A 15251-nucleotide genomic window follows, 5' to 3' on the forward strand; every position below is an offset into this window, starting at 1 on the left:
GGCCGGCCGACTCAGTACCTGATGGTGGTGTGCACCGCGTACGCCCCGTCGGTCAGGTCCCGGCGATGGTCCTCAGCTGACCGAGGGTCAGCTCCTGGGTGCGTGCGGCGGCGTTGCTCGCGGTGAACTCGAGGAGGCCCCGGCCGGGGTTTCCGCCACCCGGGTGCAGCGCCGCGGTGTCCTTGCCGTCGGATTCCACCAGCTGCTGGAGGTAGGCGGCGAGCGCTCGGGGGCCGCCGCCGCTGTAGCCGACGTTGTACTCGTTGGCGCGGTGCTGGGGGAGGAGGGCCAGGACGTTGCGGCTGGTCCTGGTCCAGAAGGTGCCGCGGTCGATGACCAGGGTGGTGACGCTCTCGCCGTCACGCAGGCTGACAGGGGCGAGGGTCTGATAGGCCCACCGGTCGGTGCTGCCGCTGACGGTGCGGTGGTGCTCGGCGACCACAGGCGTGCCGAACTGGGGATCGGTGAAGGATCGCCGGCAGACGCAGCCGGACTCACTGACGGCGGCGGGACTCGCGGTGTTCTCATCCACGCACGGGTCGAACAGCCGCGGCAGCTCCAGGTTGGTGACCAGGAGGGCGTGCAGGGCGTTCGGGGTGGAGCGGTGCAGGCGCTCGGCCCACTCCTGCACGTACGGGCTGGAGTGTTCGATCCGGGTCTCGGGGTGCAGACCGCTGGTGACGACCTCCGAACCGGGCTCGGTGTAGAGGACGAAGTTCGCCCAGGAGCGGGTGCTCTCCGGGTCATAGGTGGCCTTGAGGTCGTGCCGGGTGTAGCTGCTCAACTGCGCTCTCTCCCTTGGAGACTCCCCCGCCGAACAGGCGATGTCACGCTCAGTGTCGCAGGTGCTACCGGGCCGTGTGGGGCCTTCGACCGTTGCGGCCGGATCGGCTTCGGTAGGCCGATTCCCTGTGCACCGGCCAGCGGTGCAGCAGCTCGGACCGGGGATCTGGGGTGCCGCGGATCCGGCGGGGTCAGGGCTGCTGTGGCTCCGGGGAGGGTTCGGCCTCGGCAGTGGCGCCGGGGCCGAGCCGACGCCGGGTGCTGGGGGGCTGGCGCGGCTCGGCGGAGTCCTGGACGAAGGTCGGTTCCAGGAACGGGCTCCGCTCGGCGGCGAGCATCCGGGCCTGACCGTCCGGCGGAGGGGTGTGGGCGGCCGGCTCGGAGAAGGGCTGCCAGAGTGGCCGTCGGATGGGCTGATTCATGATCACCAGTGTGTCAGTTCCTTCGCACCGACCAGCGCGGGAGACCGGGACGAACCACGCACACAGCGACCGCAGCGACTGACAGTCGGACAGCTGTGCACGGTCGGCCGGTCCTGGTGTTCCGGGGCGGCGGCCCGGCCGGGGTCTGCGTCTGCCATCTCGCTCCGGTCGGCCGGCGTCCTGCGCAACGCTGCGGATTCCGCTCACCCCAGGGCGTGCCACGGCGATCCGTCGCCGTGTCGAGCACGGTGCGCGCGACCCGGCGCACGGGGACGGCGAGGGCCGGGGGCCCGATCAGATGCGGATGGTGATGTGGACCTTGCTGGACGGCGGAGCATCGGGGTGGCAATAGGCCCAGTCGGCGCCGCCGGGAGCAGCGACGAGGTACGGCTGCCGCAGGTCGCCGCAGATCCACACCGTGCCGATGTCGTCGGTCATTGCTCCGTAGAGCTTGGTGGGAAGGCGGGTCTTGCCCGACCGCACCACGGCCCCGTTGCGGGCGAGGAGCTGTACGCGGACCGCGGTGGCACCGGTCCGCTTACGGCCGGGCAGTGCCTGGGCCTCCGCCCGGGTGAGTACCTGCACGCGGCACGGCCAGACCTGCCAGGGATGGCCGGCGAGGATGCTCTGTTCGCCCCGGGCGAGGATCCGCTGCTGGCCGATTCCGACGACGACGATCACCAGGAGGGCGAAGGCGAGGAGAGCCGGGAAGACGAGCAGGTCGACCCACTGCCCGATCACGACGAGCAGTCCGGTCACCCCGGCCAGCGCGACGACCACGTGGAGCTGCTGTCGGTCGAAGGCTTCCTCGAACCGGCGCTTGAACGCCGCCGCCGTTGCAGGGACGTCCAAGGCGACACCGTCGACGACATGGTGGCCCAAGCGTTCCGCTTCCACTGGTGATCCTCTCCCCCGGCCGGTTCCACTTCGCCGCGGGGGACAGTCTTCCAGCCCCAACAGGCGGGCAGAGGCGGTTCTTCGAGGTCGACCAGTTCGTCTCCGGGACGAGGTCGCCGCGCATCCAGTCAGGCCGGCGCATGGCGGGTCTCCGGCCCGGACCGCGGGGCCTCCTGGACGGCACGCTCACCTCCCGGATTCGGCAGCGGCCAGGGCCTCACCAACCGCCCGACGGCTCAGTGGTGCGGGCTGCACCGGGCGTCCGTGCTCACGCAGCTTCGCGATCTTGTCCAGTCGCCGGTTCAGGAGGTACTCGGCGGTGCGGCGGATCGCGGCCCTCCCCTGCGCCACGGCCTCGCGCTTGGCGGCGGCACGGTCGTCGTACCGGTGGGCGACGCGCATGACGGTGTCGTGCGCCATCTGCCCTTCCTCCGTGGCCTGTGGGTTGCGGGCCAGCTCGCGCAGGGCCCACGTCCGGGCGATGCCCGCGCAGTTCTGGGCCGTCACCATGTCGCTCAGGGCCAGCGCCGCGGTGCTGGCGTCCGGGCCGAGCCCGTTGGTCGCCCGCTCCCGCCGGATCGCCGCATCCAGGTTCTTCCGGGCTCGGGCGATCACCTCCCGCACGCTCGCCCGGTCGGACAGGTCCGCACCGCCGGCCAGCTCCAGGTCGACCGCCTCGGCGAGCGCCGCCCGGGCCGCGAGCTGAGCGGAGCAGGCCGTGCACAGCCCGGCCGACTGCTGCGCGCCGCACCGCGAGCACGGCATGGCCTGCCGCTCCAGTTCCGCCGCCAGCCGCTGCGCCGCCCGCTGCGCCTGACGTTCCTCGGAGCGCTTCCGGTCTGCTTCGGCCCGCTCCAGAGCTGCAGCCAGGTCGGCCGCCCGCAGCTCGGCGTGCCGGCGCAGGTGTGCGTCGATCGCGGGCCCGCGGTCCTCGAAGGTGGCGTTGGGAGTGGAGGCGACGACCTGGGCGATCAGGGCGCGGCGGAGCGAGCGCCGGTCGGCCAGGCGGCCGTCGCAGCTCGCGCAGTCGGCTCCCCAGGTCAGGTCGATGCCGTCGTCGCAGGCTGCGGAGCCGCAGATCTGGCGCTGGGTCAGGCCCTTGCGAATCAGCCAGCCGAACGGGTTGGTGACCATCGTGGGACCGCCCTGCTGGTGGAGCCGGTCCTTGAGCCGGTCGGCCAGCAGGTCGACGGCAAGGCTGGAGCCGGACCACAGGGCAATTTGTCCGAGGGCCTTCCGGGCTTCGACCACCACCTGGTCGCGCAGGTACGGCCGGTCGAGCCGTTCCCAGACCGGAAGAACCGGGAGGAGGGCCTGGGCAAGGTCCGCAGGAGGAGCGACCGGCGAGACCGACTGCAGGTGTCGGCCCTGCCGTCCCCGGCCAGGGGTCCGTTTGCGCTGCTGAAGGCCGGTCGAGTCGAGGTTCGGCTGTTCCCCGCGAAGCGGGTGGCCGGAGCTCTCCACGACGGTCAGCTGCGGCGCGGCGTCACGGGACTCGCCCTCGCGCGCACCCGCGCGCTCCGGCCGGACATCCTCAGCCCCAACGGCGCACGCGCCGGAAGAGCCATCTACAGCGCGAGCAAGACCACCCACCTCAACCACCGGAGAGTGCAGGGTGTGAAGGGGGGTAACAGCCGCGAGGTCTCCAACAGCAGGCTTCCCGGGCTCCGGTGCGCCGCTGACCTGGGCGTTCTTCCCGACAGCAGCGGCGCACTCGGGTGGGGTAGCAGCGGCGGGGCTGCCGGCGAAGCCGAGGTCGGTGTCGAACCCGTCCTCCAGGGCCGGATCGGCGACCGGAGGCTCCTCGAGGTCGGGCTCGCCGCAGAACTCCCACCAGCGATCTGCGGCCGGCCACTCCCGGGCAGCTGGCGGCTGTGCGGCCTTCGGGTAGGACGACGCCTTCGTCTGGGCGGCGGTGGGCTCGGGGACGGACCGCAGGGCCGGCAGCGCCGGGTCGGCCGACGGGGTGGCGTTGTCGGCCTGGTGCGCGGCGGCCACGGCCGGGATCACGATCCGGGCACGCGAGCGCAGCCCGGACGCGCCACGGCGCGGACGGGTCAGCACGCCTGCGTCCTCCAGGCGGACCAGGACGTGCGCGGCGCCGGCCGGGGAGCAGCCCAGCATCCGCGAGAGCGTCACCGCCGGTCGTCCGACGTGGGTGTCCACCCGGCCGCCGCACATCCGGACCCGGCCCCGGGCTGACGCCGAGAGCACCAGCAGCAGCAGAGCGAGTCGATCGGTGCTGGCTCCGCGACCGGTGCGTGAGGCCAGCAGACCCACCACCGGATCGCGGCCGTCCCGGAAGGCCCACCCCGGCGCGAACAGGTGCTCGATCAGGCGGAAGAGGACCGCGAGTTCCCGCTGGCTCAGGGCCAGCGGATCCCGCTCCCCCGTCTCCGGGCAGCGCCCGGCCAGCCCCAGGGTGGACGACATTGCGCTCCACAGCGGCAGGACCTTCAGCTGCAGGGAGTCCTCAGCTCCGTCGGAAGTGCCGGGGGCGCTCGCCGCCACCGGCTGGACGTCGCCGGGCAGGCCGGCGCCCCGCAGCGCCCGCAGCACGTGCTTCATGTTGTCGCGGCCCGTGCCGCACCAGCGGCCCAGCTCCGCCTTGCGGATCTCCACCACGCCGGTCGTGGCCGGGGTGCGGGCCATCAGCACCACCGCGGCCAGCCGGACCGAGTCGTTCTGCTCCTTCAGGCCGGGAGATGCCAGCAGCGCTCGCACCGCCGTGCTCAGCCGGGACCGCATGATCGGCGAGAGGACGAGCGGGTGCGGGGCGGGTGCCTCGGGGCCTTGGCCAGGGATCAGCTGCAGGGCCGGGCCGGCCGATCGCTGTGGGGGGACTTGAGCCGGCGGTCCGTCGTACGTGCGCGCGGGTGTGCTCACCGCCCACGCCCTTGTCCGGCTGACCGGGCAGCACCGGACGGCGCCATCGCACGAGGGTGCAAGGGCGCGAGGAGGAAGTCCGAAAAGCAGCGGCTCCACGGACTTTTGGGCATGCCGAAGTGGCAAACGGCAGCCGTTTGCTGCATGATGGCCTCGTTCATCGCCTCTTGGCGAGAGCACGCAGAAGGGCCCTCACCGGGCTTGACGCGGTTCCTGGGAAGAAACCGAATAAGGGTGCGAGAGGCGACGGGCCCCTGCCAGGGCGGTCCCTCACGTGGACGATCTGGGCGCGAGCCGGCTGACAACCGGATTGCTCCCGGGCGGCGCTGCGCGAAGTCCTCCCCGGCAAGGGAGGAACAGCGAGATGGGCGCCGCCCCTAGAGGGGCTAGGTCATCCACACCCCCGCACCGGGCCGGCTGCGCTCGGCAGCTACGGCGAAACCCGCGCTCCTGGCGACTCGGAGCGCGAGCAGTTCCACGCGGATACGTCCCGATCGGGCGTCACGCGCAGTGGTGAACCCCACGGGCCGCAGGGCGGCGTTCAGCGGGGAAGTCCTGAGGGCAGGTTGGACCGGGCTGGCCGGGCGCGGCGTTCCGCTGCGCGACATCGGCCGGGCGCTGTTGCACCCCGAGACCGCAATCCAGGTACGCTGATTCACAGCGCTACACCATCCTCGAGCTAGGTGTTACGCGACGAGTCACCCGGAGCCGTCTGATACACGGCCCCCGACTCTGGCCCCCGGCCGCCGATCGTGCGGGACTTCCAACCCCGCCGGCGGCCCAAGGGGGCCTATTCTTTTGTCCGACTTGTCCAGCTGACCGGGGATTCCAACTCCCAGTCAGCCACGACGGCCGGATCCTGATCCTAAACCCATCGCACACGGCAATCGCCATGCGTTTGCTTGGCCTCTCGCGCGTGTGTCGCTGCGCCACCGCTGGCGCGATCATGCCTGGCTGACGGTACATCCATTCGCAAAAAGCAGCAAGGCAACCCTCTAGAAGCTGTACTGGAGCTCGTAGAGGTGGCCCGCCTTCGCCATGACGGTGACCTCGATGATCACGTCCTCGGTGCTGCGCACGACCCGGAAGGTCCGCAGCACGGGAACCAGCTCTCCCGGCAGATGCAGGGCAACGAACTGCTCCTGGGTCGGGATGCATGCCGAGACTCGGTCGACGGTCCCATCCGGCGCCGGCGTATGGCCCATCGCCGCGAGAAGCGCCGGTGTGCCGCCCCGGATCTTCCGGGGCTCCAGGAGAGGAGTTCCCTCCGCGATCGCCAGCGGGTAGTGGGAGTGCACCAGCTCGGCCGGCTGATCATCAAGGCGCAGTAGCTGAGTCCGGCGGGCAACCAGCTCCCCGGCCTCGATACCGAAGGCAGCCGCGACTTCCCGCGGAGCCGCCACCTTCCCGACGGATAGCAGCTCGATCGTGGCTCTGTCGCCCTGACCCTCCGCCTCCGAGATCCAGCGGTACGTCTCACCCGGTGCCGCCGGAGCTGAGTAGGCGGCGGGGACCATGATCCGTCGCGGCCTGTAGGTCACCGTGGTGCTGGCCCCTGCGCGCGACGTCACGAGGCGCTCGTCCTTCAGCAGGTTCACGGCCTTCTGGACCGACGCATTCGAGGCGCCGAAGCGGCCGATGAGAACAGCCGTGGAAGGCAGCCGCGCCTCCCGCGGCAGCTCGCCCGAGAGGATCTCGTCACGAAGGTCGGCCGCGATGCGCTGGTGAACAGCGCGCGGGTCTTCCCGATCCGCCTTCCTCGAACGGTCCTGATCAGTTGTCACAATGCCTCCCCGGCGGCGTACATCTCGTAGCGGAAGCGCTGGTGGAGGGCAGAGGCGACCACCACGTCCACCTGGATCGGGCGGCCGGCCGCCGTCGCGCAGGTCCTGTGCATCACGAGCACCCACACGTCGGCCGGCAGGCGCAGCAGGTCGACCTCGGACTGGATGGCCGGCCTCGCCTCGATCTCCTCGGCGACGCAAGGCATCTCGATCCCGGCCTCGCGGAGCAGCTTCTCCGGGCCGCCCTTGATCTTGGCAGGCCGAATCAGTGCCGTTCCGTTGGCCACATCGAACTGGAAGAACGAGTCGGTGAGCTCCACCGTCACGTCGTCGAGGTCCACCGCGCGGCGCCGGACACCTACTGGCGAGCCGGTCGGCACGCCGAGGAGGTACGCGACCCTGTCGGGTGCCTCGACCACCCCGGCCTCCACGATCCGGTGGGTCCCCCGGCGGCCGGCCTCGGCCGCCTCCTCCGCCCACGCATCACCAGGGGCTGCAACGCCCACGTACCGCGATGAGCTGCTTGTCCACCCAGCTCCGCCCATGCCTCTCCCCCCACGCTCCTAGCCGTCTCACCTTGCTGGTTTCCAGATTAAGCCCAGGCAGGCGCACGGAGACCCAATGAGAAGCTTGCTGCTTTTCGCAAAAAGCAATACGGTTCGGGTGTTGGGAATCCACGCAGGGGAGAAAGCACATGGATGCCGCCCGTTCGGCGCCCGGGCGTTCGCCTGCGAGGAGTGTTGCGGTCAGCTCCGGAGCTCGCTTCGGTCTGGCCGGCCACCGAGGGCGAGCACGCCGGTCCGCGGTCCGCCAGCAGGCGGCGCCGAGACCGGATGTGTCCGTCCAGGAGGCTGCGACGCTCCTCGGGGTGCACGCCTGCACGATCTACCGCTACATCAAGGCCGGACTGCTGGCGCACAAACGCACGGGGTCGGAGCCGCCGCAGGAGGGCGGGACGGGCCGGCGCGGCGGGGGGATTCGCATCCCGGTCTGGTCGATTGACGAGATGCGAAAGGTCAGGCAGCGGCAGGCCGACAGCCCGGAGCACAGCAGTAGTTGAAAAGCAAGAGACCTCGGCTCCGCCTGAGCAGCTGTCACCGAGGTCTCCGGGAATCAACTCGCGAGGAGAGATCCACATGGACATCATGCACCAGCCGCCGCCCGCAGAATCACGAGGAGTGCACCCCGCGGCCGCCCCGGTCATCCTCGACCCGCGCAGCGCCTACTTCGGCCAGCGCGCGTACACCCGGGACCCCTGCAGCCGGCCCGGCGCCGAGCAGCACACCGCGCGCAACTTCGGCGGCCCGTACACGGTCGAGGGCGGGGGTGCCTGATGACGTTCAAGCCCGAGTTGCGCAGCTACATCGGAGGCCGCGGCCCGGAGGACTCCGGCTCGTCGGAGGGTTCGTCCGCCGAGCCGGAGGGGGGCGACCAGTAGTGGAAATCCAGCAGGAGAAGCAGACCCAGCAGGCCGACCTCTTCCTGACCTGGTCGAAGGCTCCGACGCAGCCGGAGCCCGTGCCGCAGCCCGCACCACAGGGCAGCGGCGCGCAGTAGGCGCAGCGCGCCTCGTAGATCATCACCCGCAGTACGCCGTCCCGGCGCGTGCTCTCGGAACCGCTCTGTCATGGCCATGCCAGCAGATCGGCGCCGGGAGTGTGCGACGGGCCCGTCAGGGCCTCAGCACTCTGCACCACCACGACGCGCCCGGAAGGGCGGCCCGAGGGGGCCGTTCCATGGAAGTGCCCGCCTACTTCTCAACTCAACAGTGTGGCAAAAGAGTTAGACCCCGCAGTCGCGAGCGTGACGCCGCTGCGAGGTGATCAACAAGCCTTCGATCGAGATGCACGAACCTTGGCCGCGGGGCCCGCCTCCCCGCTCACCATCCAGGCGAGATCGTCCCGGCCTCGGCCGGGCGGTAAGCGGCCGTCACGCCTCCCTGACAGGGGGCGCGGCCGTCACGCACTCCGAGTTCCACCCGAAGTACCTGTTCGACTCGGCCGCCGCCTCCCGCACGGGAGGCGGCGGCCGAGTCGCAGTTCGCTCCGGAGCTGCCCAGGACCCGCAGCCGAGAACGGCGTCAACCGCCCTTCTCCGTACGGCTTCTGGGGGGTTCCGGATCACCCGGCCTCCGCAGGCGCAGCGCTTGCGACCGACATCCGGCGCCAGCCCGGCTACCCACTGCGGGGCCGGGCAGGTCCGAAGGAGTCGCTATGGACGGTTTCTCCCCGGCACCGCAGGTGCCGTGCTTCTTCCGCGGCGGCCTGACCGGCTCGCTGCGTGCCGTGAAGGGTGGCATCGCCCTTCTCGCGCTCGGCGCCTCCGGGGCCACCGGCCTGCTGGACGCCCTCCACCTCCACGTCCTGGCCAACAGGGCGGACCGGCTGCAGTTCTGGCTGGCCGTCCGCGCCGGGCGATGGTCCTACCGGGCCGCCTGCATGGACGGCACCGTCACGGTGAAGGTGCCCGGGCCCGACAGCGTCTACCTGCCCGACCCCCACCCGGCGGAGCTCGTGGACGGCACCGCCCCGGCGCCGTTGTCGCCGCTCGACCGGGCCCGCGCTGATCACCTGGCGGGTCTGTGCTGCCCGGCCGACGTCCCGATCGAGGGGTGCCCGCCGGTGCAGGACGCGGTGCTGGCCGCCGACCCCACCCTTCTCGATCTGCTCGAGGCGGATCTGATGCGCCGGTTCGCCGCGCTCGACGACCTCGCGGTCCGCGAGGACGACGGTCCGCGGTGAGCGACGAGCGGTCCACCCTCTAGGCCCAGCACCTCAAGTCCTGCCCGGGCCGTTGCGCGCCCGGAACCTGACCACGGCTTCACCCGAGTCATCCGCCGCCCGGCAACCGGGCCGGCCCACCGTTCCAAGAAAGGAGAGACGACGATGCACTGGATTCACCGCGCTGTCTGCCGCGAAGAGGACCCCGAGCTGTTCTTCCCGATCGGCAACACCGGCCCGGCCCTGCTCCAGATCGAGGAAGCCCGATCCGTCTGCAGACGTTGCCCCGTGATGGAGCAGTGCCTGCAGTGGGCGCTGGAGACCAACCAGGACGCCGGCGTCTGGGGCAGCATGAGCGAGGACGAGCGTCGTGCGATGAAGCGCCGCGCCACCCGGAACCGGGCCCGGACCTGATGCCCCCGTTCGCCACCTTCCGAGCCGAGCGTCTGGCCGACGCCGCGCAGGCCGCCGCCCAGCACTTCGAGCGGCACCCGCCGGACCCCGTGCTGCTCCGCCGTGCGCTGGAGCGGCCGGGACTTCGGGCACAGGTCCTGGCGGCAACGCTGAGGTTCCTCAATGCGATCACCGACCTGGACGCCAACGAGTCCGTGGTCTCCGTGCACGGCCAGCTGCGATCGGTGTTCGTCCAGCTGGGCAGGCTGGTCCGGCTTCTGCGTCTCCAGGCGTTCCTGAGTGCCGGCCGTGCCCGGCCGGGAGCGGCCACCAGCGCCGAGATGTCCAGGTTCACCAACCGCCTCGACGACCTGGCGCACCTCCTGCTCACCGACCGCCGGGCCGAGGGCTGCGCTGGCTCCGCGCGGCTTGGCCTCGGCCTGGTCCACCACATCCTGACCGGCAGTCACCTGCCGGTGTGAGTCCGCCTGAATCTAGGCGGCGTCCTCGGCGCCGGTCTCACCGCGCCTGCTCCGACCCGCCCAGCCGAACCCGGTGGGCGCTTCCCCTTCCCCGCTGGACAGCCGGCCGATTCGAGTCCCACCGAGTCGGCCATGTCCCGTACTTCCCGCCCACCGGGCCCGACCAGGAGACCCAGAAATGTCCACCCTTCGCTCCCTGCTGCCGTCCCCCGACTGGCTGGCCTCGCACACCGATCTGCTCGCCGGGGTCTTGGTGGCCGTCGCCACCGCGCTGCTCATCCTGCACCGCTGGCGCAAGGCGGAGCGGACCTACGAGGACGAGCTGACCATGTCCGACGAGCAGATCGCCGAGCGCAACCTGCGCGCGGACGCCCGCGGCCGGCGCTCCGACGACCTGTGGACCGTCGCCGTCGCGTCGGCGGCGGCCGGGCTGTCCTCGAACGGACTGCGGAAGATGGGCCGCGACCTGATCGGGCTGTCCTCTCCGTTCGACTGGCTGCCATTCGTGGCGCTGGACGTCGCCGCCTACATCTGCGGCGCCCGGGCCCGGCGCCGCTCCCGCGCCGGTCAGCCGCCCGGCATCAGCGGTGCGCTGGTGTGGGTGTTCGCCCTCATCTCCTCCGCCTTCTCGGCCTCCGAGGGCGCGACCCTCGGAGAGGCCGTGGCCCGCGCGCCGTGGCCGATCATCGCCGCGATCCTGTTCGAGCTGGGTTCGCTCGAGGAGCGCACCGCCGCCCGCGAGCTCGCCCGCCGGGCCGGCGACTGGTTGGACCGCCGCATCCGCATGGTGCGGATGCTCCACCCCATCGAGGGCATCAAGGTGGCGCTCGCCCTGGCCGCCGACGAACACCTCTCCCAGGCCGACGCCACCCGCCGGGTCCGTATCCAGACCGCCGCCACCCGGTTGTACAGGGTGCGGCTGATGGACGAGCGGGCCAAGGACAAGGAGTCGGGGGCGCAGCGTGGGGGCGCAGCCCGGGCGCGGGCCCGGGCGGTCCGTCGCGCGCAAGCTGCTCAGGCCCGAGTCGCGCTTGTTGACCAGACGCACATCCTGGCCGACCTCGAGCGTCTGGTCCGTACTCCCGACACTGCCGGGGTCAACTTCGGCAAGCGTGCGGCGGTGGAGACCGTACTCCGGTCGTTCGTCGGGGAGGGTCCGGGTACGGCCGAGCCGGGTACGGGTGCCTACCCGGGTACGCCCCCGGTTCAGGACTCGACCGGAGGTACCCGCGGGGCCGTACCCGAGTACAAGCCGTACCCGGCCGTACCCGCCTCGTACCTGGCGGCGGGACAGCCGGGTACGGGTACGCCGCTGCCGACGAACCCGGGTGCAGAGGGTCGTACCCGGCCGGCCGAAGAGCCGTACTCAGGTACGGCGCAGCCCGGACCGGGCGTGTACCCGGGTACGGCGCAGCCGGGTACAGCGGCGTACCCGGGTACGGCGCAGCCGGGTACGAGCGTGTACCCGGCCCCCGCAATGCCGGGTACGGGTACGCCCGCTGACGGTGTACCCGGGATGAATTCGCAGGTCACGGCCGGTGCGACCGGCCAGGACACGAGTACGCCCGCCGCCGAGCCGGGTACGGGCGCGCCCCAGGCGGGTACGCCCGGCCCCGCCGAGGCGGTCGAGCACGAGTACGTGCCCGGCCCCGACAGCGTGTACGAGCCGGACCGCCACGCCTGCGTCGATCACCCGGGTACGCCCGCCCCGACGGCTCCGCCGACGGGTACGGCGGCGGAGGGCGAGGACAGCGGGGACGAGTCCGAGGAGGACGGCGAGGACGACCTCAGCCGCGCCCGGAAGCTGGTGCCGTACCTGGACGCCGATGGGAAGCTGCCGCTGAGCATCCGGGAGGTGAAGAAGCTTCTGGGCGTCGGCCAGATCAAGGCGAAGGCCGCGATGGAGGTGGCCCCCACCCTGGCCGCCGAGACCGAGGCGGAGAGCACGCCGGTGCAGGACTCGGCGTCTCCTGCACCCGCGTTGGACAACCGGCTCCCTGCCCAGCCCAAGGAGAGGGAGTACGCGAGTGCCGCAGCTGCCGCGGCTTGACTGCTCCGGCCCTGGGCGTCGGGACTTCCGCGACGCCGCTCCCGGTACCTCGCCCTTCTGGGCCGCCGCCCCCGTGCGCCGGCCGGCGGCGGTCCAGAAGGGCAGCTCCAGGCCGGCACGGCCTTCCTGCTGGCCGCTCGACCCCCAGATTCGATGACTGAGAGTTAGGAAAAGCCGCGATGGCCCTGAGCCAAGTTCTGGTCTCGGCCGCGCTCGCCGGCGGCTCCACCCTGCTGGGACTGGTGGTGATCCGGCCGATATCGGACCGGATCCGCGCCCGCCAGGAGGCCACCGACGAGGCGCAGACGCTCCTGGAAGCGACCCCCGACACGGCCGTCCCAACGGCCGCCGAACCGCCCCGGCCGCAGCCCCGAACCGACACGAAGCACCCGGCCCGAGCTGCCTGACGGGCCCATCCCGTGGTGGCCGGCCACTTCTGGCCGACCACTGCGGAAGCCGCCCGCCGGGCCCGCACACCTGTCGCGGTAGCCCGCCCCCTAGCCGATCTACCTGCACAAATACCGATTCTCGCGGTGCCCTACCGCCCCTGCGGACGATGCCCGGCCCCAGATGGGGGAGCGGGGCATCCGCCGGCCACGCACGGGGCACGCCACCTCTCCGTCCCACCACTCGACCCGCCAGCCGCCGACCGGAGCTTCGCCATGCCCGCGCACGAGATCCGCATCAGCCACACCGACCACGGCGACGTCCGCATCGGTCCCGTCGACGAGCGCCAACAGGCCGTCGCCATCGCCGTCAACCTCCAGGCCGCGCGCAACGCCAGCCACTGGCACCGAGACACCATCATTACCGTGGGTGACTGGTCTCCCGGCGGCCGGAGTCTTCCACTCCTCCCGCCGGACCCGCACACCATCGCCGTCCTGCTCGGGCGCGAGCACGCCGACCCCACCGTCGGCTGCGTGCCCAGTACCCGGGACCGAAGGCGCAACAGCTCTGGGAGCAGGCCGTCGACATCGCCGTGGGCCCGCAGTCGCGCCGACTGCCGGTGCCCGCCGCGGCCGGACCGAAAGGCGAGGCCGGTCCCGACGGGCAGGCCACCCGGCTCACCGAGCGGCTGCGCGTCGTCGCGGTCGCCGCCGCCGTGCTGACCGGCGTCGCCGGCCGGCTGCGCGCCGACCCCCTTGTCCTCTGCTTCGGCCTCGGCTTCGGTCTCGGCCTGCTGCTCGCGCTGGGCGGCCTGGTCGCCACGGCCCTGTCCCGCCTGCACTGACCACGCCCCGTCCGCCCCGACCCGAAAGGCCACGCCATGCTCACCGAGGTCTTCCGCTACCTCGCCTCCGCCCTGTTCCTCACGGCCGCCGCCATCTACGGAGTGCTGCTCAGCGCGCTGATCGTCCACGTCCTCGGCGGGAGCGTGGCGCGATGACCGAGCAGACCCCCGCACCGGACGCCTCCGACGGAGGAGACGGCACGCCCCCCGAGACCCGCGTGATCGTCCCGACGCAGGTCGTGCCCGCCGCCGACCAGCCCCCGCGGCCCGACTTCCCGCCCTTCAGCCCGCAGGACCGCGCCGGCCTCGCCAAGATCACCGATGCCCCCGCCGCGCCCCGGCCGGCAGCCCCCGAGCAGCCGCACAACCCCAACCCGCAGTGGTGGCGCGACCTCACGGCGAAGGTCATGGGCACCGAGGAGGTCAACGAGCTGCCGGTGGGCGGGGCGCAGCCGGTCACCGCCACCGTCACGGTGAAGACGACCATTCCCCAGCGCCCCGCCCACCCGCCCCGTGGTCCGGCCGCCCAGGCCGGCGGCGGCAGCGGGGGAGGGTGGAACGGCCGCGGCCCCGGCCCCGGCGCTCCCTCCGAGGGCCCGCCGGCGAACGACTCGAACTGCCCACACTGCGGCGGGCAGTTCACCGCCTGCTCCTGCCCCCTGCACAAGACCCCTCCGACGACCCCGCCCGCCGCGGCGCCGACCGAGGAGACCGAGGAGCTCGAGGACATCGAGCAGGAGGTCACGGTCCTGGTCAAGGTCGGCGACGAGAAGGCCAAGGAGAAGTCCAGGTTCAAGAGGGCCCTGCCCGAGGTCCTCAAGGCCACGCCGAACAAGACAGGCAACGGCTGGCACAGGGCCCGCGTGCTGTGGACGGTGAAGTGGATCGGCCCTGTGGTCCCGGCCTGGGGCTTCGACCTGCTGGAGAAGGCGCAGCACCTCATCCTCTGGTTCCAAGGCCCCGGCGAGCAGTTCTGGATGTCGGTGACCTTCGTCGGTGTCGGCGCCTTGATCGGCTGGCGCACCCGCGGCTGGTACCCGCCGCTCGCCTGGGTCCTGCGCATGCCCTTCGCCACCGCGCTCGTGGCCGCCCTGACCGTCACCATGCCCCTCACCTGAAAAGGAGTCACCCCGCCATGTCCGAGATTTTCAACACCGCCGTTCAGCTCGCCTCCGCGCCCGCCACCTCCGTGGGCACCGGACTCGGTGTCATCACCGCCGCCGGCCTGGCCGGTGTCGGGACGGTCGGCCAGATCGCCGTCCTGAAGAACGGGGCCAACCCGAAGATCGCCGGGAAGCTCAAGTGGGAGCACCTCGCCCTCGCCGGCTACATCAACGCAAGCCTGTACGGGGCGGCCGGCTGGGAGGGCCCGCACGACGCCATCACCAGCGCGACCGGACCGATCGCCGCTTCCTGGGGCCCGGGCGGCGTGGCGCTGGGCATCACCGCCATCCTCTGGCTGCGCACCCACGGCAAATGGCGGGCGAGCATCCTCGGCTTCTCCGCCGGTGTGCTCTACGCCACCGCTGGCGGCTGGTGGTCGATCGGGAGCATGGCCGTCACCTACGTCGCCAACATGGTTCCCGGGCTGGGGAAGTGATGG

Annotated in this window: 16 protein-coding genes; 10 read left to right on the top strand and 6 right to left on the bottom strand. The window is 72.0% G+C overall.

Going from position 1 to position 15251, the window contains the following annotated elements; all coding sequences use genetic code 11:
• Positions 1-52 precede the first annotated feature (52 nt).
• The 6 genes from BI06_RS00900 to BI06_RS00925 form a co-directional block, all read right to left on the bottom strand.
• Positions 53-784 carry a hypothetical protein gene (locus BI06_RS00900; RefSeq protein ID WP_043463754.1) on the bottom strand — a complete coding sequence of 244 codons (732 nt, stop codon included), beginning with the start codon at positions 782-784 and terminating at the stop codon, positions 53-55.
• 190 nt (positions 785-974) lie between these two features.
• Positions 975-1205, bottom strand: a complete 231-nt coding sequence (locus BI06_RS00905) for a hypothetical protein (RefSeq protein WP_149030209.1) — start codon at positions 1203-1205, stop codon at positions 975-977.
• Between the two features lie 294 nt (positions 1206-1499).
• The gene (locus tag BI06_RS00910) at positions 1500-2057 is read right to left on the bottom strand and encodes a hypothetical protein (protein ID WP_149030210.1); all 558 of its coding nucleotides are present in this window, start codon (positions 2055-2057) and stop codon (positions 1500-1502) included.
• A 231-nt stretch (positions 2058-2288) separates the two neighbouring features.
• The gene (locus BI06_RS00915) at positions 2289-4850 is read right to left on the bottom strand and encodes a hypothetical protein (RefSeq protein WP_043463760.1); all 2562 of its coding nucleotides are present in this window, start codon (positions 4848-4850) and stop codon (positions 2289-2291) included.
• A 1133-nt stretch (positions 4851-5983) separates the two neighbouring features.
• Positions 5984-6772 (bottom strand): GntR family transcriptional regulator, encoded by a 789-nt coding sequence (locus tag BI06_RS00920; RefSeq protein ID WP_043463763.1) that lies wholly within the window; start codon positions 6770-6772, stop codon positions 5984-5986.
• Entirely contained in the window at positions 6769-7278 is a 510-nt protein-coding gene (locus tag BI06_RS00925) for a UTRA domain-containing protein (RefSeq protein WP_051740068.1), read from the bottom strand. The genes BI06_RS00920 and BI06_RS00925 overlap by 4 nt, the downstream gene beginning before the upstream one ends.
• A gap of 188 nt (positions 7279-7466) precedes the next feature.
• On the opposite strand from BI06_RS00925, the gene BI06_RS54585 reads away from it, so the two are divergent.
• The 10 genes from BI06_RS54585 to BI06_RS00975 all read left to right on the top strand — a co-directional run bounded on the left by BI06_RS54585 (position 7467) and on the right by BI06_RS00975 (position 15248).
• A complete protein-coding gene (locus BI06_RS54585; protein ID WP_082558170.1) occupies positions 7467-7832 on the top strand; it encodes a helix-turn-helix domain-containing protein in 366 nt (121 codons plus the stop codon).
• 76 nt (positions 7833-7908) lie between these two features.
• Positions 7909-8106 (top strand): hypothetical protein, encoded by a 198-nt coding sequence (locus BI06_RS49095; protein WP_149030211.1) that lies wholly within the window; start codon positions 7909-7911, stop codon positions 8104-8106.
• 879 nt (positions 8107-8985) lie between these two features.
• Entirely contained in the window at positions 8986-9513 is a 528-nt protein-coding gene (locus tag BI06_RS00935) for a hypothetical protein (RefSeq protein WP_043463773.1), read from the top strand.
• 144 nt (positions 9514-9657) lie between these two features.
• Positions 9658-9906: a WhiB family transcriptional regulator gene (locus tag BI06_RS00940; RefSeq protein WP_043463776.1), complete on the top strand. Its 249-nt coding sequence runs from the start codon at positions 9658-9660 to the stop codon at positions 9904-9906.
• Entirely contained in the window at positions 9906-10367 is a 462-nt protein-coding gene (locus BI06_RS00945; protein WP_043463780.1) for a hypothetical protein, read from the top strand. The genes BI06_RS00940 and BI06_RS00945 overlap by 1 nt, the downstream gene beginning before the upstream one ends.
• Before the next feature lie 178 nt (positions 10368-10545).
• Entirely contained in the window at positions 10546-12417 is a 1872-nt protein-coding gene (locus BI06_RS00950; RefSeq protein ID WP_043463782.1) for a hypothetical protein, read from the top strand.
• Between the two features lie 179 nt (positions 12418-12596).
• The gene (locus BI06_RS00955) at positions 12597-12824 is read left to right on the top strand and encodes a hypothetical protein (RefSeq protein WP_043463785.1); all 228 of its coding nucleotides are present in this window, start codon (positions 12597-12599) and stop codon (positions 12822-12824) included.
• A 572-nt stretch (positions 12825-13396) separates the two neighbouring features.
• A complete protein-coding gene (locus tag BI06_RS00965) occupies positions 13397-13648 on the top strand; it encodes a hypothetical protein (protein WP_043463788.1) in 252 nt (83 codons plus the stop codon).
• 152 nt (positions 13649-13800) lie between these two features.
• A complete protein-coding gene (locus BI06_RS00970) occupies positions 13801-14766 on the top strand; it encodes a hypothetical protein (RefSeq protein WP_043463791.1) in 966 nt (321 codons plus the stop codon).
• Between the two features lie 17 nt (positions 14767-14783).
• Positions 14784-15248, top strand: a complete 465-nt coding sequence (locus BI06_RS00975; protein WP_043463794.1) for a hypothetical protein — start codon at positions 14784-14786, stop codon at positions 15246-15248.
• The last annotated feature ends 3 nt before the right edge of the window (positions 15249-15251 follow it).

This window comes from Kitasatospora sp. MBT66, assembly GCF_000710405.2.
GTDB lineage: Bacteria > Actinomycetota > Actinomycetes > Streptomycetales > Streptomycetaceae > Kitasatospora > Kitasatospora purpeofusca.